Below are 20,519 nucleotides of genomic sequence, written 5' to 3' on the forward strand. Positions count from 1 at the left end.
TCCGTGGACCGCCGGCGGCATCCGCGAATCCGCGGGACACCGCGGTGGGCCACGCCGAACCGCGCCTGCAACGAAAGCACCGGTGGTCCGGCACGTCCCGGTGCCGCGTCGCCGGTCAGCCGGTCGGGGCCGCCTGACCGAGCCGAACGGCCCAACGTCCCTCCAAGGGGTCGTCGGGCCGTTCGGCGGTCCCGTCTCCGGCGCGGTACGCGTGGCCGGTCGGGCCGGTCACCTACGGGATGCGGGCGTCCCGGTGTCCGTGGCGTCCCGGCTGTCCCGGGCCCCGATGCACAGCGCCCAGATGACGAAGGCGTCCACGGCGATCAGCACGATGGCCCAGACCGGGTAGTACGGCAGCCAGACGAAGTTGGCGATCATCGACAGGCCGGCCAGCACGATTCCGGTGACGCGGGCCCACATCGCCCCGCGGAACAGGGCGACACCGGCGAGGACGACCAGGACACCGAGGACGAGGTGGATCCAGCCCCAGCCCGTCATGTCGAAGGTGTAGGCGTAGTTGCGGGTGACGACGAAGACGTCGGTCTTGACGATGGCGGCGATCCCCTGGAATATCGCCATCGCTCCGCCGAAGATCATCATGACTGCGGCGAAGGCGGTCCAGCTGGACACCCAGATTCCTCCACCGTGGCTTTCGCTGCGGTTTCCGGTGTCGTGCTGGTGCATTCCGGTCGTGGCCATTTCGAGCTCCTCCCGCATAGGCCTCGCCACCGACCTGTCACCGGCCGGTGGCCACATTTCAGCTTGCCATGAGAATCACCGACCGGCAGAACGTCGCCCTTCACGCCCCGTACGAGCCACCGACGCACGATGGGAATCCCGGTACGGAAGCCCGGTACGGAAGTGCGGTACGGAAGCCCGGTACGGAAGCCCGGTACGGAAGTGCGCGGGAATTCCCGCGGTGGTCCAATGAACGTGTCTTATGGACGCGTCGCACGGACGTGTCCCGCGCCGAGCCGCGCGCCGGCAGACGGAGCCGTCGATCCCCGACGGCTCCCGCGAGAAAGGAAACCGCCATGCCAGGTCTCCTCCGCGGAGTGGCCCGCACAGCCGTGGTGGCGGGCACGGCGACGGCCGTGTCGAACCGTGTCTCACGCCGCCAGCAGGGCCGCTGGGCCCAACAGGCCCCGCCTCCCCCCTCCCTGGTCGACACTCCCCCGCTCCCTCCGTCGGCCCCGCTGACCGACGACATGAACGACAAGATCGACCAACTGAAGCGACTCGGCGAACTCAAGGCCCAAGGCGTTCTCACCGAAGGCGAGTTCGCCGACCAGAAGCGCAGGATCCTGAGCGACTGACGGATCCGCTCGCGAGCCGGTCCGCCCACGCGCGATGCCGACGGCACCGCCCGAGGCGCCGGCCTACACCCGGCCCCGCGGCGCGCCCGTATGCGCGGCGGCGTGCCGCAGCGAGCGGTAGGCCACCACGATCCAGGCGGCGACGAGCAGTACGTAGAGGGCGACCGCGGTCCAGACGAACACCTGCGAGCCGGTGCGGGACGCGAGGACCGCGGTGCCGGTGACGCAGGCGCCGAGGGGGAAGATGAAGGACCACCAAGTGGGCGCGAAGGGGAGCCCCGCCCTGAACTCCCTTACGGTCAGCGCCGTGGCGAGCGCCAGCCACAACATGGCGAAGCCCCACACCCCGACTCCGGCCAGCAGCGCGAGGACCGCCGTGCCGTGCACGTACGGCGTGGGCAGCGCGCCCGGGGCCGCCGTGGCCAGCGCGGCCAGTCCCGTCACGATCTGCCCCAGCGCGCCCAGTCCGATCCACACCGTCGGCACCATCGCACCGGTCGGCGCGTCATGGTGCACCAGGCGGCTGTAGACCATGGCCAGCACCAGCAGCGCGGCCACCAGTCCGAGCCCGAACATCGCGTAGCAGCCCAGCACCAGGTCCAGCCGCAGCTGTCCGGCGGGCATGTGCGGGACGAGCAGCGCGCCCGTCGTGGCGGAGACCAGCGGCGGTACCACCGGCATCAGCCAGCCCCCGAACGCCGCGTCCGGTGCGAACCGGTGCCGGGTGACCATCAGGTACGGGACCGTGGCGGCCGTCGCGAGGCCGAGCACGGTACCGATCGACCACAGTGCCAAGTCCACGTTCAGCGCGGCCCGTTCACCGATCACAGGCCGGCCGAGCTGCAGTGCCCCGGCGCCCACCGTGAGGAAGGCCACGGCCGGCGCGCCGAAGAACTGGGCCTGCGTCGGATCGGCGACATGCACCCGCAGCGCCCGCTGCCGTACGTAGCCGACCGCCAGTACGACGAGCAGCAGGGCGGCCCCCGCCCAGACCACCGTGGCGGCGGTCCGCAGCCCGGGGATGCTCCGGGGCAGGGTGACCACCGCGTTCGCGACGATGCCGGTGCCCATCACGGCCGCGAACCAACTGGGGCCGAACGGCGGCCGGCTTGTCACGTTCGCCGCGGGCAGCCGCTGCCTGGCAGGAAGGGGGACTCCCGGGGCCCCCTCGTCCTCGGTCGGGACGGTTCGGGCACTGCTGGGATGGGGTGTCACGGCGCGGAACGCCTCTTTCCTCGACTCGGGAATCACCGTCGTGAACCGGCCGACCGGGGCCCCGGCCCAACAGAACGCGGGTCGCGGCCAAGTCCGTCGGCCCGTTGGCCTCACGAGGCTACGGCCGGCGCTCGTCCCCACCGCACAGCAGCGAGCGCCACAACACCCTCACATCAGGACGCCTGGCGAACGCTGCCACCCGAGCCCGCGCCATGACGGCTCCCGTCATACGGAACCCGTGTCGCGGAATCCGTCCATCCCGCGGAGTCCGGTCCATCCCGCGGAATCCATCCCGCCGAACCCGCACCGCCGTACGCGTCCCGTCGTACCCACGCCGCGGAACCACGCTGCCGTGCCCGTCCGCCCCACCCGCCCCGCGGTCTCGTCCCGCCGTATCCGTCCCGCGGAATCCGTCAGGGCGCCGAGCGTGCCATCGCCGCGAGTCGCGCCACCTGCTCGCCCATGCCGCGCGTTCCGCTCAGCGGGGTCAGGGCGTGCGGCCACACGGTCCTGGCGAGAGTGACGTGACGGGCACCGCCCAGCACCACCACGGGGTCGAGATCCGTGATGCCGCGTTCCGCCGCCTGGTCCGCAAGCAGGCGGGCGGTCACCGCGTCGGCGGCACCGTGCGGCGTGTCGTAGGGGTCGATCTCGTCGTCGAGGTCGAGCAGTCCGTAGCGGGCCGAGAGGATCACGAGCCGATCCGGGCGGAGCGCTTCGGCGGCCCTCCGGCACGCGCGGTGGTAGGAGCCGATGTACATGTCCGCCGCCCTGGCGCGATGGCCCAGTTTGCGCGCTCCGCAGGGAATGACGATCAGTTCCGGGGCGACGCCGCCGGTGTACTCGTTCGGGGTCATACTGGTCCCTCCCAGGTCCGGGTGAACACGGATGTCCGACGGGTAACGCGGTTCGGGGCGGCGGCCATGGCCGTGCCGGTGGACACCGGACCCTCACATCGGGACATGCCGGGGACCCGCGCGGGGACACGTCCTGATCTGCCGCTGTCCTGGCACCCTCACGTATCCCCTCGCGCCGCGGAGCCCTCGTAGCCTCGATGACAGCGCACGAGGTCGACGGTCCTCATCGCCGCGGACCACCTCGGCCCCAACGGCGGCGTGGTCGGCTGGCCACGCCGCCCGCGACGGTCTCCGTATGTGGAAAGAAGGCGTTCTACGCCGTGGCATCACAATCAGGCAGTGCTCTCTCCATCCCGCACCAGGCGGAATTCGGTATCAACGAATGGCTCGTCGACGAATTCAGAGAGCGGTATCTCCGTGATCCCGACTCCGTCGAGCGGGTCTGGCGGGACTTCTTCCGGGCGTCCACGACGGCGTCGGAGGTCCTACCCGCCCGTGCCGGAGCGGCTGTGCACCAGGCGACGGTGCCGGAGACGGACGCCGACCTCGTGGTCAAGGCGGTCCGCGTCGCGGCACTGATCCACTCGTACCGCGTCCGCGGACACCTCGCGGCCGCCACCAACCCCCTGTCCGCCGGGCCGTCCGCCGGCCACCCCGACCTGGAACCGTCGGGGCACGGCCTCGACGACGCGGACATCGCCCGTGAATTCCCTGTCGACGGTTTCGCGGGGAACCAGCACATGACGCTCCGCGACGTCCGGCAGACGCTTCGTGACGCGTACTGCGGCCCCATGGGCATCGAGTACATGCACATCCAGGACCAGCAGGAACGGCTCTGGATCCAGCGGCGCGTCGAGGTTCCGCCGCCGGGGCCGGGACGCGCCGAGCAGCTGCGGATTCTGTACCGGCTGGGATCCGCCGAGGCGTTCGAGACGTTCCTGCACACCAAGTACGTGGGGCAGAAGCGGTATTCGCTGGAGGGCGGGGAGTCCGCGATCGTCCTGCTGGACACGGTGCTCGAACGCGCCGCGCGGCTGGACATGCGCGAGGTGGTCATCGGGATGGCGCACCGCGGCCGGCTGAACGTGCTCGCCAACATCGTGGGCAAGCCCTACGCCCAGATCTTCGACGAGTTCGAGGACGCGGTCGACGTCCGGTCCGTGCAGGGCTCCGGCGACGTGAAGTACCACCTCGGCGCCGCCGGTACGTTCCACACCCCGGACGGTCACGCGATCGCGGTCTCCGTGGTGGCGAACCCCTCGCACCTGGAGATCGTGGGGCCCGTGACCCAGGGGGTCGTCCGGGGGCGGCAGGATCTCGCGGAGGAGGGCCACGGACCGTTCTCCGTACTGCCCGTGGTGGTCCACGGTGACGCCGCCCTCGCGGGCCAGGGAGTGGTCGCGGAAACGCTGAACATGTCGCAGCTGCCGGGCTACGCCACCGGCGGGACCGTCCACCTGGTCATCAACAACCAGCTGGGGTTCACCACCGCTCCCGCCGTCGGCCGGTCGAGTACGTACGCGACCGATGTCGCGCGGACCGTCGAGGCCCCCATCTTCCATGTCAACGGCGACGATCCCGAAGCGGTCGCCAGGGTGGCGCAGTTGGCCTTCGAGTACCGTCAGGCGTTCCACAAGGACGTCGTCGTGGATCTGGTCTGCTACCGGCGTCACGGGCACAGCGAGGTCGACGATCCCTCCATCACGCAGCCGGCCATGTACGACCGCATCGCCGCGAGGCCGTCCGTGCGGAAGCTGTACGCGGAGTCGCTGCACAGCACCGGCGTGATCAGCGAGCAGGAGGCCGAGAGCGCCCGGCAGGGCTACCGCGACCAGCTCCAGCGGGCCTTCACCGAGACGGCGGGAGCGTCTTCACCCGGCCGTGCGTCGTCTCCGGCCCCCGAAGACGTGGACCCCCCGGTCCGCCGGGCCGGGACAGCCATCGCCGAGATGACGTTGCGGCACATCCTGGGCACCCAGATCGACCTGCCGCGTGACTTCACCCCGCACCCGCGCGTGCTGCCCCAACTCGAGCGGCGGGCCGCGATGTTCGACGGCGGGAACGTCGACTGGGCCACCGCGGAGGCGCTCGCGGTCGGATCGCTGCTCCTGGACGGAGTGCCGGTCCGGCTGTCCGGGCAGGACTCCCGCCGGGGCACCTTCGGCCAGCGCCACGCCGTCCTCACCGACCGTCGTACGGGGCGGCAGCACACGCCCTTGAACTCGCTCGGCGCGGAAGCGGCGCGCTTCACGCCGTACGACTCCCTCCTGTCCGAACTCGCCGTGCTCGCCTTCGAATACGGCTACTCGCTGGCCCGGCCCGATGCCCTGGTGCTGTGGGAGGCGCAGTTCGGCGACTTCGCCAACGGCGCCCAGACGGTCGTCGACGAGTACATCTCCTCCTCGGAGCAGAAGTGGGGGCAGCGGTCGAGCGTCACGCTGCTGCTCCCGCACGGCTTGGAGGGACAGGGGCCCGACCACTCCTCCGCCCGCATGGAACGCTTCCTGCAACTGTGCGCCGACGACAACCTGACCGTCGCCAACCCCTCCCTGCCCGCCAACTACTTCCACCTGCTCAGGGAACAGGGCCTCGACGCGCGGCGCGGGCCACTGGTGGTCTTCACCCCCAAGTCCATGCTGCGTTCGAAGGCCGCGACCTCCAGCCTGGAGGAGTTCACCGAAGGCTCCTTCCTTCCGGTCGTCCCGGACACCGGGCGCGAGCCCGCCCGGACGGAACGGGTACTGCTGTGTTCGGGAAAGGTCTTCTACGACCTGGACGCGCATCGGCGCGACTCGGGTGAGGACGGCACCGCCATCGTGCGGCTGGAGCAGCTGTACCCCTTCCCGGCCGACGAGTTGAGGGCGGAACTGTCCCGGTATCCGTCCGGCGTCGACGTGCGCTGGGTTCAGGAGGAGGCGGCCAATCAGGGTGCGTGGACCTTCGTCGCGCCGCGTGTCGCCGCTCTGGTCACCGCCCCCGTGGGGTGTGTGAGCCGACCCGCGGCCTCCGCGCCGGCGGTCGGGTCCGCCCACCGTCACGCCGCCGAACAGCGTGACCTCGTACGGCGGGCCTTCGCCTGAGGCCCGCGGACGCCCGGCCGGGACAGCGAGTCCGGCCGGGACAGCGGGTCCGGCGGGCGGTGGCGTCACAGGAGTGCCGTGGTGCGGCGGCCGGCGAGAGGTGCGACGGGCCCACCTCGACGGCCCGTTGCGGGATTCGACCGCTCGGCGGGTCGCCGGCCGCGCCTCGGCCCGCCCGCCACGAGGACCGGCCAGGCGCCGCGAGGTCCGCTCAGCGCTCCGTGACACCCGGGGCGCTCACGGTGCGGAGACGGCCGGACCGCTCACGGTTCCGGGCGCGTACCGCTCCGGGTGCCGCCGGCTCAGCCCTCGACCCGCGCCCCCTCGGGCGCCTCGGCGTCCGCCACCCCGGTGGTGTGGAACCGCGCCCTGAACACCCCCGGAGTCACCTTGAGATTCCGTACGAACGCTCTGCGCAGCGACTCGGGCGAGCCGAACCCCGTACGGCGGGCGATCACGGCCATGGGGTCGTCGCCGCACTCCAGCATCACCTGCGCCGCTTCCAGCCGGACCTGTTCCACGTACCGGGCCGGTGTCATGCTCAACTCCTCGCAGAAGAGCCGGGCCACGTGGCGGGAGCTGACGCCGGCCCTGCGCGCCATCGCGGACAGCGTGTGGTTGGCGGCGGGGTCCTCCGCGACGGCGTCCAGGACCCGGCGGAGCATGTCCTGGCGCGTGTGTGCGGCGCGGGCGCGAACGCTGAACTGGGACTGTCCGCCGGGCCGTTGCATGAAGACCACCAGGTCCTTGGCCACCGCGCGGGCCACTTCGGCTCCGTAGTGCTCTTCCACGAGCGCCAGCGAGAGGTCGATGCCCGCGGTGACTCCGGCCGAGGTCATCACCTTGCCGTCGCGCACGAAGATCGCGTCCGGCTTGACCTGGACGGCGGGAAAGCGCAGGGCCAACTGCCGTGAGTGGCGCCAGTGGGTGGCGGCGCTCCGGCCGTCCAGAAGACCGGCGGCGGCCAGCAGGAAGGCCCCGGTGCAGACGGAGGCCGTGCAGCGCGAGTTCGCGTCGAGCCCCCGTACGAGGTCCAGCAGCGCGTCGTCCTTGATCAACCGGTCCCAGTCCGGCCCGCCGGGAATCACCAGGACGTCACTGGTCTCCCGCGCGTCCGCCACCGCCATGTCGACGCCGAGCCGGGTCCCCGCCGCGGTCGTCACCTCGTTCCCGTCGGCCGAGACCATGTTCAGCCGGTAGTGGCCGCCGAAGTCGTTCGCCGAGGTGAACACCTCGATCGGGCCGGTCACATCCAGCAGTCTGACCCCGGGAAAGACGAAGATCGTCACGAGGAGCGAGTCGGTTCCGGCGCGCTTGTGGTTCATCGAATGCCTCCGGACCTGCCATGGGGACAACGTCGATGCTATGCGCAGTGAGTTCGCAAAACAAACCAACTAGGATCACGGCATGTCCGACGTCCGGCCACGCGCCTGTCCCATAGCCGGCACCCTCGATCTCGTAGGAGAGCGCTGGTCGCTCCTGGTGCTGCGCGAGGTGTTCATGGGAGTCCGGCGCTACGCCGACATCCGCGCCAACACCGGAGCGCCGCGGGACGTTCTCACCAAGCGACTGAGGTCCCTGGAGGCCGCGGGGATCCTGGAGCGCCGCCGGTACCAGGACCGCCCTCCGCGCTTCGAGTACCACCTGACGGCCGCGGGGCAGGCACTGGAACCGGTGCTGATCGGTCTGCGGGAATGGGGCCTTCGGCATCTGCGGAACCCGCCACCCGCACCGCGGTTCCTGCACACGTGCGGCGCCGACGTGGAGACCCGCGTGGTCTGCGCCCGGTGCGGCGAGCCCCTTGAAGGGGGCGGCCTGGTGACCGTACTGGAGGAAGAGGACCGTTCCGGGTCCTGAGGGCCGCCCGGCGCGTCCCTGGACATCGACGGGACCGCCACCACGGCCTCCCCGAGGCTTCCCGTGCCGCCACACGGACGATCCGTCAGACCGGGCAGGTCCGCGAGGGTTTGATATCGCCTCCGTCGACTCGTATCGGCCACGCCGGTTCGACCGGGAGCCGCCCTCGACCGCTCCGGCGCTCACGGCGCCGGGAGCGACCGGGGGCGAGGGGCACGGCCGGCTCCGCCAGGGCGCTCGGGCGTGCGTGGACTGGGCGTCTCGGGACATCGGGCACGACCGGCGAGCCCGTCCCGCGCACTCCCGGACGGACACGAACGGCGAAGGTGCAGCACGCCCGGTTCCTCGCCGCTGTCCTCATCCGCGCCCCCGGACGACGACGGGAACCCGAAAGCGGTCAACTGACAGGGGCATGCCCAGGAACGGTGCGGGACCGGCGGGATACGGGCAAGGCGGCGGGACCGGCCCCGCACCTCCGGCCGAAGCGGAAGAACCGGCGGCACGACTGGCGGTGACCCCTGCCGTCCGGTCGACGTGTCCGATATTCGGAATGCGTTGTCCTTCCTCAGATACAGAGGGCCGGAGAAACCATGCACAGAGGGTGACCGGGCGATAACTTGACGATTACATTGCCCTCCCCAGGCCAGGGAAAAGCGGAGCTCGAAAAAAGCGGAATCCGGCGGAACGCACTCCGTTTTCTGTCGCACGATCGGTGGAGTTCTGTTTCCGCACCTGCCCTTCCAGTGACCTCAAGTGGGAAAACAGGTTCCCGGTGCGGCTCGGCAACGATGTCGAACGCCCCCTTGCGACGGAATCAGCAGCGAACAGCGGCATCGCCGGTGACGCGGAGAGCGAAAACGCTTTCCCGCGCATCCTGACCTCGGCCCGAACGTCCCGGGTGATCTGATTGGCGCGATCGAACCTTGCTCCGGCGGTCCGGCTGGAAGATCTTTGATTGCCGCCGACCGCCGGTCGGTGCGCAAACCGTCGAGAAAGGACCGTCATGAAGTCGACTGTCGCCATGCGTAAGAAGGCCGGCTCCAAGAAGATTGCGGTGCGCCGCACCGGCGACGTACGCCTGACGTCGGCCGCCTGTCAGTGCCCGTACTCCGTGCAGGCCTGATCACTTCGCTCCACCACGCTCGGGTGCGCCGCCTGCCGGCGCACCCGGGTCTTTTATCCGTAATCCCGTCGGAGGAGGGTTCTGTGGCCGGTGACGGCCTCGTATTCCATGAACTGAGTTTCGTTCCCGAAGGCGACGAGGTGGTGGTCGGCCGCCTGGACACCGGTTCCTACGCGGTTTTCCCGGCCGACGGCGCTGAATTGCTGCAACAGCTCATGCGGGGAATGACACTCGGTGCCGCCGCCGACTGGTACGAAGCGACTTTCGAGGAGGAGGCCGACCTCCAGGACTTCGTGACCACCTTGCGCGACCTCGGTTTCGTCAGCGAGGCGGACCGGGCACAGCCGGCCGCCCCCGCGCCGGAGGTCCGACTGCGCGGCCTCGGCCGAGCCGCGTTCTCTCCGCCTGCCTGGGCGCTGTACGGCGCCCTGGTCGGCGGCTGGACGTGGGCGGCGATCGCGCGGCCGGACCTGGCACCCCATCCCGGGCAGATCTTCTTCACGCACTCCCTGCTCGCGGTCCAACTGGTCATCACCCTCGGCCAGGTGCCGCTCCTGCTGCTGCACGAGGGCTTCCACATCCTCGCCGGCCGCCGGCTCGGGCTGCCCACACGCCTGAGCGTGAGCAACCGCCTGACGTACATCGTCGCCGAAACCCAGATCAACGGGCTGCTCAGTGTTCCCCGGGCGAAACGCTATCTTCCGTTCTTCGCGGGCATGGTCTGCGACGGCGTCGTGTTCTCGGTGCTCGGCCTCGTCGCCGATCTGACCCGGAATCCGGGCGGATCTTTCTCGTTGACCGGCCGGCTCTGCCTCGGTCTGGCATTCACGGTCGCGGTGCGCATGCTGTGGCAGCTCCAGCTCTATCTGCGAACCGATCTCTATTATGTGGCGGCCACCGCCTGGAACTGCTACGACCTTCACGACGCGGGTATGACCCTGCTCAAGAATCGTGTATGGCGTCGAACGAATCGTCCGGACCGTATCGTGGACGAGGAGAAATGGACGCCTCGTGACCGCCGGGTCGGCACATTCTACGGGCCTTTCATCGCCCTGGGATATTGCGCGTTCGCCGGAATCACCGTCTTCGTCAGCATCCCCGTGACGGTCAACTACGCCAGGATCGCCGGACGCGCCCTCGGCTCCGGCGGCGTGGACGCCGCCTTTTGGGACGCCGTCCTGTCCCTGTGCATGAACGTGGCCCAGATCGCCGCACTCGTCGTGCTGTCCCGCAGGAAACGCCGGAACAAGAATTCCGCCCACTCCCTCACGTCCTCTTCACCGGAGGTTGAACTCTCATGACGGGCCATCTGCGGATCGTCGGAGACAGGCGCGACGACCGCCTGCGCACCATCACGGCCCACACCGGCAAGGCCCTCGTGGTCCGCTGCCACCAGCGGCTGCGCGGTCCCTACACCGGCGTGGACACGGTGCTGCGAGCGGTTCTGCCCGAGGCCTACCGGCGCTGGCCGGACCTTGTCGAGGACCATCGCGTGGCACTCCTGTACGGAATGCCCGAGATGGCCCACCTCATCGGACCGCCTCCGCGCACCCTGGCCGACGAAGCCCCCTACGAGGAACGCACCCGCTTCTTCGGTGCCGGCTGGGTCCGGTGCATGAGCCAGGGCGTCGTCGGCTTCCTGCTGGAATTCGCCCGGCGCATCCACAGCGAGACGGCCTTCGAGATCGTCTTCGAGGAAGCGGACGCCGCCGAGGCCACCACCCAGGAACTGATCGCCCTGCTGCTGCGCCGGGCGGACCCACGCCGGCTGCGTGTGGTGGTCTCGGTGTCCGGCGGCACGCTCTCCGGCGAACTCCAGGACGCCCTGACCGACGTGCCCCTCCTGTCCGCTCCGCGCACCGCCGAGCATCCGGTCGAGGACCGGACCCCTCACGGATGGGCCGCGGTCTATGTGGACGGCGACTGCACGGACGACGACCCCCGCGCTCTCCACGGGTACCAGCAGACCGACCCGCAGACCCGCGCCCGCCTCCACGACCGGCGTGCCGACTCCCTCGAACGGACGGCCACCTGGGGCATCCGCATGGGCGCCATCGCGCACCACCGCGAGCACGGCAGCGACCCCGCCGGGGCGGGACGGACCGCCCTTCTCGCGGCCCAGCGCCACGCCGTGGCCACCGGGTTCTCCGCCGCCGTGGTCGACCTCGGCCTGCGCGGCCGAGGCCTGACCGACCCGGGCTCGCACGAACACGACTACTGGGAGTTCACCCGCGAAGCGGCCGCGGCCTGCATCCCCATCGGACGCCTGGAACAGTCGACGGAGCTGTACCGGAGCCTGCTGCGCCGCTTCACCGACCCCAAGATCCACATGATGACCAGCTACGCCCTCGCGATGCTCCACACCCGGTTCCTGAAACCTCGCGACCACGAACTGGCCGTCCAGTGGCAGCACAACGCCGTCGCCATCGCGGGCATCCTCCCGGACCCGGCCGAACGGCTGACATACAGCGTCTTCCACGACAACGGCCTGGCGCTCGTGGAAATGCACCGCGGCAACCCGCACCGCGCCCTGGCACTCGTGGAGTCGTGCATCACCCGGCTCGACGAGCGACTCGATGACGATCAGTGGAGCCTGCACCGCTCCCAACTGCTCTACAACCGGGCCCGGTTGCTGGTGGCGCTCGGCCGGCCGGACGAAGCCCACGCCGACTACTCCCGACTCGTCGACATGGACCCCTACTACACCGACTACCTCTCGGAGCGGGCCAGGATCTCGCGCGACCGCGGCGACTTCGACGCCGCCCTGGCCGACTACGACCGTGCGGTGCGACTCGCGCCTCCGTTCCCCGAGCTGCACTACAACCGTGGCACCGCCCGCGCGCAGGTCGGAGACCACACAGGGGCGCTCGCGGACTTCACCCTCGTGCTCGAGATGGAGCCGCGCGACCTCGACAGCCGGATCGCTCGCGCGGAACTGCTGCTGGAGACCGGCGATCTCGACGCGGCCGAGACCGACACGGCCACCGGACTGACGCTCCACCCGGGCGAACTCCAACTGCTCTGCCTGAAGGGCACGGTCCTGCTGCAACGGGAACGATTCGACGGCGCTCTGGCCGCTTTCGACGGAGCGCTCGAAAGGGACCGGCGCTACCCGGCCGCACTGATCAACCGCGCCGTGGTGCACTTCCGGCAGTCACGCCCGGAGCTGGCGGTCGCGGACCTGACCGCCGCGCTCGAGGCCGTCGGTGACGACCCCGACATCCTGCTCAACCGCGGCATCGCCCATCTGGCCGGCGACCGCCCCGACCTGGCCCTCCAGGACTTCGACCAGGCACTCACGCTGCCGGACGCCGACACCACCGAACTCCAGGAGCAACGCCGGCTCTGCACCGCGGCCGGCACCCGGTGAGACCACCGCCCGCGGCTCCCCCGCGGGCGCGTCCACCGGCCCGGAACGCAGAAAACCCCACACGAAGTGGGGTCTGAGCTGGTGTCCGAGGGGGGACTTGAACCCCCACGCCCGATAAAGGGCACTAGCACCTCAAGCTAGCGCGTCTGCCATTCCGCCACCCGGACCAGGTGTCTGTCGCCTGGCCGGGGGTGTTCCCCGCGGCGACATGGACAACAATACCAAGGTTTCAGGGTGCCTTTCACCTGCGTATCCGGGCCCTGGGAGCGGCTGGGTGGGGCAGGACGCGGGGCGATCCTCGCGGTGACCTCGGGTGACGGGAAAGTCACCAGAAGTCCGCACGTCTCGTCTCGACGCGCCTGGACGAGCACCCCCGACCGGAGGACACGCGGGGCCAAGGGGCTGCTCGCCGGTCGCGGCAGGAGCGTGGCCGGAAGGGACGGTCAGCCGCCCTGATGATCGGCGGCGGAGTGGAAGTGAGCACCGAGCGCGGCCGGGTACGGGACGCGCGCCGCGCGGAGATCGGACGCGATCCGTGTGAGATCACCCGGCCGGTGCGGGCCGTCGTCCCCCGCGGACGGGATCATCACCCGGGTGCCGGCGGACGTGCCGGGGAGTGGACGGGCTCGCCTCCGGCGGTCGCCGGACGCCGGCCCGCCCACTCCCCCGTCACGCGGAGAGTCGCTGTCCGTGGGTCACGGAGCGAGCTGGTACTCGGGGAAGTTGCCCGGCAGCCGTTCCTCCGCCGGCCCCCGTGTGACGGCGCGGACGAGCAGTTCGCCGCCCACGAAGGCCCCGCGCCAGGACGCGCCCAGTCCGCCGAACAGTTCGTCGCGGTCGCCCCGCGAACGCGGCTTGCCACGGCCGAGTTTGAACGCGCGGATCTGCGGCGCCAGTCGGGTGTACGTCGTCTCGTCGTCCGTGGACAGGGTGGCCACCAGCGCTCCGTTCGACGCGTTCATCGCGGCGAGCAGTTCCGCCTCGGTGTCGACCAGGACGATGGTGTCGACGGGACCGAAGGGCTCCGCGTGGTGCAGCGGTGAGGACGGCGGCGGGTTGAGCAGCGTGACGGGCTGGACGTACGCCGAGGTGTCCTGGCCGGGCAGGAACCGTGTGTCGGACAGTCTGCCGCGGTGCAGCGGGACGGCGCCGCGGCTGATGGCCTCGGCGACCTGGTCGTCCAGATCCTTGGCCTTGGCCGCGTTGATGACGGGTCCGAAGTCCAGTGCGGGAAAGGGGTCGTCGGGGTTCTCGACCGCGAGCGGGTGGCCGATCCGCAGGGTGCGGACGGCCGGGAGGTAGGCGGCGAGGAACTCGTCGAACAGGGCGCGCTGGACGACGAAGCGCGGGTAGGCGGTGCAGCGCTGCTTCCCGTAGTCGAAGAGTTTCGGGACGACGGCCGTCAGTGCGTCCCAGTCCGTGTACTCCCAGATTCCCCAGGTGTTGAGGCCTTCCTGTTCGAGGATGTGGCGCTTGCCGAGGTCGGCGACGGCGGTGGCCACCGCGGCGCCGGTGTCGCGGCCGCCGACGAAGGAGACGCAGCCGATCTCGGGTGCGCGCACGAGCGCCTCCGAGAGCTCGCCGCCGCTGCCGCTGACGAGGGTGACGGGGACCCCTTCGCGCGCGGCGAGCGCGCAGGCCAGCGTGAGGCAGGCGACGCCGCCGTCGGTGGGGGCCTTGGCGATGACCGCGTTGCCCGCCAGCGCCTGGACCAGCATGGCGTGGACGAGGACGCTCATCGGGTAGTTCCAGCTGGCGATGTTGGACACCGGGCCGTCCAGCGGGGTCCGGCCCTCGACCATGGGCTCGATGCCGTCGACGTACCAGCGCACGCCGTCGATCGCCCGGTCCACGTCGGCCTGCGCGAGGCGCCAGGGCTTGCCGATCTCCCAGACCAGGAGGAGGGCGAGCAGTTCACGGTGCTCGGTGAGCGCGTCGAGGGTTGCGGCGACGCGGGCGCGGCGCTCGGGAAGGGGGACGTGGCGCCAGGCCCGGTGCCGGTCGAGTGAGGCGCGTACGGCCTGCTGGGCGGTGGCGCCGTCGAGGCGGGGCGGGCCCGCGATCGGGCTTCCGTCGACGGGGCTGGTGGCGGGCAGTGCCCGGCCGTCGGCCCGCCAGGAGGTGCCCCACAGGTTGAGGACCCGGTCCTCCTGGAACGCCTCCGGCGCGACGGCGAGGCAGCGCTGCCAGGCGTCGGTCCAGGACGTCCCGGACTTCAGGACCAGGGTGGTGTCGGTGGTGGATGGCATGGGGATGTCTCCGCTCTCGGTGCACAGTCGGGGGCGGGAGGTGCCTGGCTCGTGCCGGACCTGCATGGTCCGTCGGCCCGCACGAGAAGTGGTCGTGTCCGTACGGAGGACGGCGGTGGCCGTGTCCGTACGGAAGAGGGTGACCGGGGTGCGTACGCGGGAGGGTGGTCGCGTCCGTACGAGGAAGGTACTGAGGCGGGTCCGTTTGTGACAGTCACCGCGCCTCGACTATGAGTGACGTCTCACCTCACCCGCCGGTGGCGACACGCTCCGCCTCCAGCCGGGCCAGCACCAGCCGGGCCGTCTCGGTGGGGGTGCCGCCGACCGGTACCCCGGCGGCTTCCAGGGCCGCCTTCTTCGCGTGCGCGGTGCCGGACGAGCCGGAGACGATCGCGCCGGCGTGTCCCATCGTCTTGCCCTCGGGCGCGGTGAACCCGGCGATGTAGCCGACGACCGGTTTGGTGACGTGGTCGCGGATGTAGGCGGCGGCCCGTTCCTCCGCGTCGCCGCCGATCTCCCCGATGAGGACGACGAGGTCGGTGTCGGGGTCGTCCTGGAAGGCGGCCAGACAGTCGATGTGTGTGGTGCCGACGACGGGGTCGCCGCCGATGCCGACGCAGGTCGAGAAGCCGATGTCGCGCAGCTCGTACATGAGTTGGTAGGTCAGCGTGCCCGACTTGGAGACGAGTCCGATGCGTCCGGGCTTGGTGATGTCGGCGGGGATGATGCCCGCGTTCGACTGGCCGGGGCTGATCAGGCCGGGGCAGTTGGGGCCGATGACGCGGGTGCCCTTCGCGGCGGCGTACGCGTGGAAGGCGACGGCGTCGTGGACCGGGATGCCCTCGGTGATGACGACGGCGAGCGCGATCCCTGCGTCGGCGGCCTCCAGTACGGCGGCCTTCGCGAACGCGGGCGGCACGAAGACGACGGTGACGTCGGCGCCGGTCGCCGCCATCCCCTCGCGTACCGACCCGAAGACCGGCACGGTGACGGGAGTGCCGCCCTGCCCGTCGGTGCTTCGGGGGACGTCGAAGTCGACGCTGCGGCCCGCCTTGCGCGGGTTGACGCCGCCGACCACGTCCGTGCCGGCGGCGAGCATCCGCCGGGTGTGCTTCATGCCCTCGCCGCCGGTCATGCCCTGGACGAGGACCTTGCTCTCCTTGCTGAGGAAGACGGCCATGTCCCACTCCTTCAGTCGGCGGTGGCGAGTCGGGCGGCGCGGCGGGCGGCGCCGTCCATGGTGGTGGCCTGGTGGACCAGGGGGTGCGCGCGGTCGTCGAGGACGGCCCGGCCGCGTACGGCGTTGTTGCCGTCGAGGCGGACCACGAGCGGCTTGGTCAACCGGACGCTCTCCAGGGCCTGCACGATGCCTTCGGCGACGGCGTCGCAGGCGGTGATGCCGCCGAAGACGTTCACGAGGACCGATTTCACCGCCGGGTCGGAGAGGACCACGGAGAGGCCGTCGGCCATGATCCGGGCGGAGGCGCCGCCGCCGATGTCGAGGAAGTTGGCGGGGCGGGCGCCGCAGCCGGCGACCACGTCGAGGGTCGACATGACCAGGCCCGCGCCGTTGCCGATGACGCCGACCTCGCCGTCCAGCTTGACGTAGTTCAGGCCCCTGGCCGCGGCGGCCGCCTCCAGGGGGTCGTCGTGCGGGGCGTCCTTCTCCCCCCAGCGTTCCTGCCGGAAGCGGGCGTTGTCGTCGAGGGTGACCTTGCCGTCCAGGGCGAGAATCCGTCCCTGGGCGGTGCGCACGAGGGGGTTCACCTCGACGAGCAGCGCGTCCTCCCGGGTCAGTACCTCCCACAGTCGTACCAGGACGTCGACGGTCTGCGGGGGAAGGCCCGCGGCCTCGGCGATCTCGGCGGCCTTGGCGGAGGTGACGCCTTCGGCGGGGTCGACCGGGATGCGCGCGACGGCGTCCGGCCGGCTCGCGGCCACCTCCTCGATGTCCATGCCGCCCTCGGCCGAGGCGATGGCGAGGAAGTGCCCCGCCGCGCGGTCGAGGACGTAGCTGACGTAGAACTCGTCCTCGATGTCGACGGGTTGGGCGAGCATCACCTTGCGGACGGTGTGGCCCTTGATGTCCATGCCCAGGATCTGGCGGGCCGTCAGTTCGGCCGCGGCGGGATCCGCGGCCAGCTTCACACCGCCGGCCTTGCCCCGGCCGCCCGTCTTCACCTGGGCCTTGACGACCGCCCGGCCGCCGAGCCTGCGCGCGATCCCACGGGCCTCCTTGGGCGAGTCGGTGACCTCGGCCCTCGGCACCAAGATGCCGTGTTCTTCGAAGAGTTCCCTTGCCTGGTGCTCGTACAGGTCCATACCTCGACTCCTGTCTAAAAGTGCCGCACGCCCCCTGGACACCACCCACCGGATGCGGGATAACAAGTTTCATACAGTATTCGTCGACTGTATGCAATGTACCGCGAGAGCGTTCCAACCCCCTACGAAGGGACAGGACTTCGCCATGCCCGACGGCAGCAGCGACACCAACTCGACCCTCATCTCCGGTGGGCACCTGGTCGCCAAGGCACTCAGAGCGGAAGGCGTGGAGGTCGTCTACACCTTGTGCGGCGGCCACATCATCGACATCTACGACGGCTGTGTCGACGAAGGCATAGAGGTCGTCGACGTACGGCACGAGCAGGTCGCCGCCCACGCCGCCGACGGCTACGCGCGGATCACCGGCAAGCCCGGATGCGCGGTCGTCACGGCCGGCCCCGGCACCACCGACGCCGTGACGGGCGTCGCGAACGCCTTCCGCGCCGAGTCCCCGATGCTGCTGATCGGCGGCCAGGGAGCGCACACCCAGCACAAGATGGGGTCCCTCCAGGACCTGCCGCACGTCGACATGATGACGCCGATCACCAAGTTCGCCGCGACCGTCCCGGACACGGCACGCGCCGCCGACATGGTGTCGATGGCGTTCCGCGAGTGCTACCACGGCGCCCCCGGGCCGTCCTTCCTGGAGATCCCGCGCGACGTGCTGGACGCCAAGGTGCCGCTCGACAGGGCCCGGATACCCGCCGCCGGCCGGTACCGGGCCTCGACCCGCTCGGCCGGTGACCCCGAGGCCATAGAGAAGCTCGCCGATCTGCTCGTGCACGCCGAGAAGCCCGCGATCCTGCTGGGCAGCCAGGTGTGGACGACCCGGGGCACCGAGGCCGCCATCGACCTCGTACGCACCCTCAACATCCCGGCGTACATGAACGGCGCCGGTCGCGGCACCCTGCCGCCCGGGGACCCGCACCACTTCCAGCTCTCCCGCCGGTACGCGTTCTCGAACGCCGACGTGATCGTGATCGTGGGTACGCCCTTCGACTTCCGTATGGGCTACGGCAAACGGCTCTCCCCCGACGCGACCGTCGTGCAGATCGACCTCGACTACCGGACCGTCGGCAAGAACCGTGACATCGACCTGGGGATCGTCGGGGACGCGGGGCTGGTCCTGAAGTCGGTGACCGACGCCGCCTCCGGGCGCGTCAACGGGGGCGCTTCGAGGCGCAAGGAGTGGCTCGACGAACTGCGGGCCGCCGAACAGACGGCACTCGACAAGCGGCTGCCCAGTCTCAGGTCGGACGCCTCGCCCATCCATCCGTACCGCCTGGTGAGCGAGATCAACGACTTCCTCACCGAGGACTCCATCTACATCGGGGACGGCGGCGACATCGTCACCTTCTCCGGGCAGGTGGTGCAGCCCAAGTCGCCGGGCCACTGGATGGACCCGGGTCCGCTCGGCACGCTCGGCGTGGGCATCCCCTTCGTCCTCGCCGCGAAGAAGGCCCGCCCCGACAAGGAGGTCGTGGCCCTCTTCGGCGACGGCGCCTTCTCGCTCACCGGCTGGGACTTCGAGACCCTCGTCCGCTACGACCTGCCCTTCGTCGGCATCGTCGGCAACAACTCCTCGATGAACCAGATCCGTTACGGCCAGGCCCAGAAGTACGGCGTGGAGCGCGAGCGGGTCGGCAACACCCTCGGCGACGTCCACTACGACAAGTTCGCCCAGATGCTGGGGGGTTACGGCGAGGAGGTCCGCGACCCCGCCGACATCGCCCCGGCGCTGCGGCGGGCCCGCGAGTCGGGCAAGCCGTCGCTCATCAACGTCTGGGTCGACCCGGACGCGTACGCCCCCGGAACCATGAACCAGACGATGTACAAGTGAGGTGCCCCCGATGACACCGACGACCCCCACGACCGCGGCGCCCCCCACCACGGGTACGCCGGCCAAGGCTCTCGAAGGCGTCCGCGTCCTCGACATGACACACGTCCAGTCCGGCCCCTCCGCCACCCAGCTGCTCGCCTGGCTGGGCGCGGACGTCGTCAAGCTGGAGGCGCCGACCGGTGACATCACGCGCAAACAGCTGCGTGACCTCCCGGACGTCGACTCCCTCTACTTCACGATGCTCAACTGCAACAAGCGCAGCATCACCCTCAACACCAAGACCGAACGCGGCAAGGAGATCCTGACCGAACTGATCCGGCGCTCCGACGTCATGGTCGAGAACTTCGGACCGGGCGCCGTCGACCGCATGGGCTTCACCTGGGACCGCATCCAGGAGATCAACCCGCGCATCGTCTACGCGTCCATCAAGGGCTTCGGGGACGGCCCGTACACCAACTTCAAGGCGTACGAGGTCGTCGCGCAGGCCATGGGGGGGTCGATGGCCACCACCGGCTTCGAGGACGGGCCGCCCCTGGCCACGGGCGCGCAGATCGGCGACTCGGGCACAGGTGTCCACGCGGTGGCGGGCATCCTCGCCGCCCTGTTCCAGCGGGAGAGCACCGGGCGCGGGCAGCGCGTGAACGTGGCGATGCAGCACGCGGTGCTCAATCTGTGCCGGGTCAAGCTCAGGGACCAGCAGCGCCTGGCGCACGGCCCGTTGGCCGAGTATCCCAACGAGGACTTCGGTGACGAGGTGCCCCGGTCCGGCAACGCGTCCGGCGGCGGCCAACCGGGCTGGGCGGTCAAGTGCGCGCCGGGCGGCCCCAACGACTACGTGTACGTCATCGTGCAGCCGGTCGGATGGAAGCCGATCACCGAGCTGATCGGCCGGCCGGAACTCGCCGACGACCCCGAGTGGGCCACCCCCGAGGCCCGGCTGCCCCAGCTCACCAAGATGTTCCAGCTCATCGAGGAGTGGTCGGCCACCCTCCCCAAGTGGGAGGTGCTGGAGCGGCTCAACGCCCACAACATCCCGTGCGGCCCGATCCTGTCCACCAAGGAGATCGTCGAGGACGAGTCCCTGGTCGCCAACGAGATGGTCGTGACGGTGCCGCACCCCGAGCGCGGCGAGTTCATGACGGTCGGCAGTCCGCTGAAGCTCTCCGACTCCCCCGTGGACGTCACCAGTTCGCCCCTGCTCGGCGAGCACAACGAAGAGGTCTACATCGGCGAGCTCGGCCTCGGCGACGAGGAACTGCGCCTGCTCAAGTCGAACGGAGTGATCTGAGT

The 20,519-nt window shown here is 70.5% G+C and carries 13 protein-coding genes, 1 tRNA gene and 1 pseudogene; 7 read left to right on the forward strand and 8 right to left on the reverse strand.

What is annotated here, in order from left to right; genetic code table 11:
• Positions 1-228 precede the first annotated feature (228 nt).
• On the reverse strand, positions 229-699 hold the full coding sequence (locus GFH48_RS09015; RefSeq protein ID WP_228120467.1) for a DUF7144 family membrane protein: 471 nt from the start codon (positions 697-699) through the stop codon (positions 229-231).
• Between the two features lie 335 nt (positions 700-1,034).
• On the opposite strand from GFH48_RS09015, the gene GFH48_RS09020 reads away from it, so the two are divergent.
• On the forward strand, positions 1,035-1,316 hold the full coding sequence (locus GFH48_RS09020) for an SHOCT domain-containing protein (RefSeq protein ID WP_153287759.1): 282 nt from the start codon (positions 1,035-1,037) through the stop codon (positions 1,314-1,316).
• A 63-nt stretch (positions 1,317-1,379) separates the two neighbouring features.
• On the opposite strand, the gene GFH48_RS09025 is transcribed toward GFH48_RS09020, so the two are convergent.
• Both GFH48_RS09025 and GFH48_RS09030 read right to left on the reverse strand, forming a co-directional pair.
• Positions 1,380-2,531 (reverse strand): TDT family transporter, encoded by a 1,152-nt coding sequence (locus GFH48_RS09025; protein ID WP_228120469.1) that lies wholly within the window; start codon positions 2,529-2,531, stop codon positions 1,380-1,382.
• 413 nt (positions 2,532-2,944) lie between these two features.
• Positions 2,945-3,388, reverse strand: coding sequence for a DUF6884 domain-containing protein (locus GFH48_RS09030; protein ID WP_153287760.1), 444 nt, complete (start codon positions 3,386-3,388; stop codon positions 2,945-2,947).
• 332 nt (positions 3,389-3,720) lie between these two features.
• On the opposite strand from GFH48_RS09030, the pseudogene GFH48_RS09035 reads away from it, so the two are divergent.
• Positions 3,721-6,468, forward strand: a pseudogene (locus tag GFH48_RS09035) (multifunctional oxoglutarate decarboxylase/oxoglutarate dehydrogenase thiamine pyrophosphate-binding subunit/dihydrolipoyllysine-residue succinyltransferase subunit); the annotation flags it as partial.
• A gap of 302 nt (positions 6,469-6,770) precedes the next feature.
• On the opposite strand, the gene GFH48_RS09040 reads toward GFH48_RS09035, so the two are convergent.
• Positions 6,771-7,793, reverse strand: a complete 1,023-nt coding sequence (locus GFH48_RS09040; protein ID WP_153287762.1) for a GlxA family transcriptional regulator — start codon at positions 7,791-7,793, stop codon at positions 6,771-6,773.
• An 82-nt stretch (positions 7,794-7,875) separates the two neighbouring features.
• Here GFH48_RS09040 and GFH48_RS09045 point away from each other — a divergent pair, with 82 nt between their 5' ends.
• The 3 genes from GFH48_RS09045 (at position 7,876) to GFH48_RS09055 (ending at position 12,818) form a co-directional block, all read left to right on the forward strand.
• Entirely contained in the window at positions 7,876-8,325 is a 450-nt protein-coding gene (locus GFH48_RS09045) for a winged helix-turn-helix transcriptional regulator (protein ID WP_153287763.1), read from the forward strand.
• A 1,206-nt stretch (positions 8,326-9,531) separates the two neighbouring features.
• Positions 9,532-10,749, forward strand: a complete 1,218-nt coding sequence (locus tag GFH48_RS09050) for a hypothetical protein (protein ID WP_153287764.1) — start codon at positions 9,532-9,534, stop codon at positions 10,747-10,749.
• Positions 10,746-12,818, forward strand: a complete 2,073-nt coding sequence (locus tag GFH48_RS09055) for a tetratricopeptide repeat protein (protein WP_153287765.1) — start codon at positions 10,746-10,748, stop codon at positions 12,816-12,818. The genes GFH48_RS09050 and GFH48_RS09055 overlap by 4 nt, the downstream gene beginning before the upstream one ends.
• 79 nt (positions 12,819-12,897) lie before the next feature.
• Here GFH48_RS09055 and GFH48_RS09060 read toward each other — a convergent pair.
• From GFH48_RS09060 to sucC, 4 genes are all read right to left on the reverse strand, one after another.
• Positions 12,898-12,985: transfer RNA gene (locus GFH48_RS09060), tRNA-Leu, on the reverse strand.
• A 528-nt stretch (positions 12,986-13,513) separates the two neighbouring features.
• On the reverse strand, positions 13,514-15,067 hold the full coding sequence (locus GFH48_RS09065) for an aldehyde dehydrogenase family protein (RefSeq protein ID WP_153287766.1): 1,554 nt from the start codon (positions 15,065-15,067) through the stop codon (positions 13,514-13,516).
• 247 nt (positions 15,068-15,314) lie between these two features.
• On the reverse strand, positions 15,315-16,247 hold the full coding sequence (sucD, locus tag GFH48_RS09070; protein WP_153287767.1) for a succinate--CoA ligase subunit alpha: 933 nt from the start codon (positions 16,245-16,247) through the stop codon (positions 15,315-15,317).
• An 11-nt stretch (positions 16,248-16,258) separates the two neighbouring features.
• Entirely contained in the window at positions 16,259-17,389 is a 1,131-nt protein-coding gene (sucC, locus tag GFH48_RS09075; RefSeq protein WP_153287768.1) for an ADP-forming succinate--CoA ligase subunit beta, read from the reverse strand.
• A 145-nt stretch (positions 17,390-17,534) separates the two neighbouring features.
• Here sucC and GFH48_RS09080 point away from each other — a divergent pair, with 145 nt between their 5' ends.
• Both GFH48_RS09080 and frc read left to right on the forward strand, forming a co-directional pair.
• Entirely contained in the window at positions 17,535-19,229 is a 1,695-nt protein-coding gene (locus GFH48_RS09080) for a thiamine pyrophosphate-binding protein (RefSeq protein ID WP_153287769.1), read from the forward strand.
• 10 nt (positions 19,230-19,239) lie between these two features.
• A complete protein-coding gene (gene frc / locus GFH48_RS09085) occupies positions 19,240-20,517 on the forward strand; it encodes a formyl-CoA transferase (protein WP_153287770.1) in 1,278 nt (425 codons plus the stop codon).
• The last annotated feature ends 2 nt before the right edge of the window (positions 20,518-20,519 follow it).

The sequence above is a fragment of the Streptomyces fagopyri genome, from assembly GCF_009498275.1.
Lineage (GTDB): Bacteria > Actinomycetota > Actinomycetes > Streptomycetales > Streptomycetaceae > Streptomyces > Streptomyces fagopyri.

What these genes read in the sequence shown, in the direction of transcription:
- GFH48_RS09015 (WP_228120467.1), bottom strand. Translation starts at nt 699, where the DNA reads ATGGCCACGACCGGAATGCACCAGCACGACACCGGAAACCGCAGCGAA.
- GFH48_RS09020 (WP_153287759.1), top strand. Translation starts at nt 1,035, where the DNA reads ATGCCAGGTCTCCTCCGCGGAGTGGCCCGCACAGCCGTGGTGGCGGGC.
- GFH48_RS09030 (WP_153287760.1), bottom strand. Translation starts at nt 3,388, where the DNA reads ATGACCCCGAACGAGTACACCGGCGGCGTCGCCCCGGAACTGATCGTC.
- GFH48_RS09040 (WP_153287762.1), bottom strand. Translation starts at nt 7,793, where the DNA reads ATGAACCACAAGCGCGCCGGAACCGACTCGCTCCTCGTGACGATCTTC.
- GFH48_RS09045 (WP_153287763.1), top strand. Translation starts at nt 7,876, where the DNA reads ATGTCCGACGTCCGGCCACGCGCCTGTCCCATAGCCGGCACCCTCGAT.
- GFH48_RS09055 (WP_153287765.1), top strand. Translation starts at nt 10,746, where the DNA reads ATGACGGGCCATCTGCGGATCGTCGGAGACAGGCGCGACGACCGCCTG.
- GFH48_RS09065 (WP_153287766.1), bottom strand. Translation starts at nt 15,067, where the DNA reads ATGCCATCCACCACCGACACCACCCTGGTCCTGAAGTCCGGGACGTCC.
- sucD (WP_153287767.1), bottom strand. Translation starts at nt 16,247, where the DNA reads ATGGCCGTCTTCCTCAGCAAGGAGAGCAAGGTCCTCGTCCAGGGCATG.
- sucC (WP_153287768.1), bottom strand. Translation starts at nt 17,389, where the DNA reads ATGGACCTGTACGAGCACCAGGCAAGGGAACTCTTCGAAGAACACGGC.
- GFH48_RS09080 (WP_153287769.1), top strand. Translation starts at nt 17,535, where the DNA reads ATGCCCGACGGCAGCAGCGACACCAACTCGACCCTCATCTCCGGTGGG.
- frc (WP_153287770.1), top strand. Translation starts at nt 19,240, where the DNA reads ATGACACCGACGACCCCCACGACCGCGGCGCCCCCCACCACGGGTACG.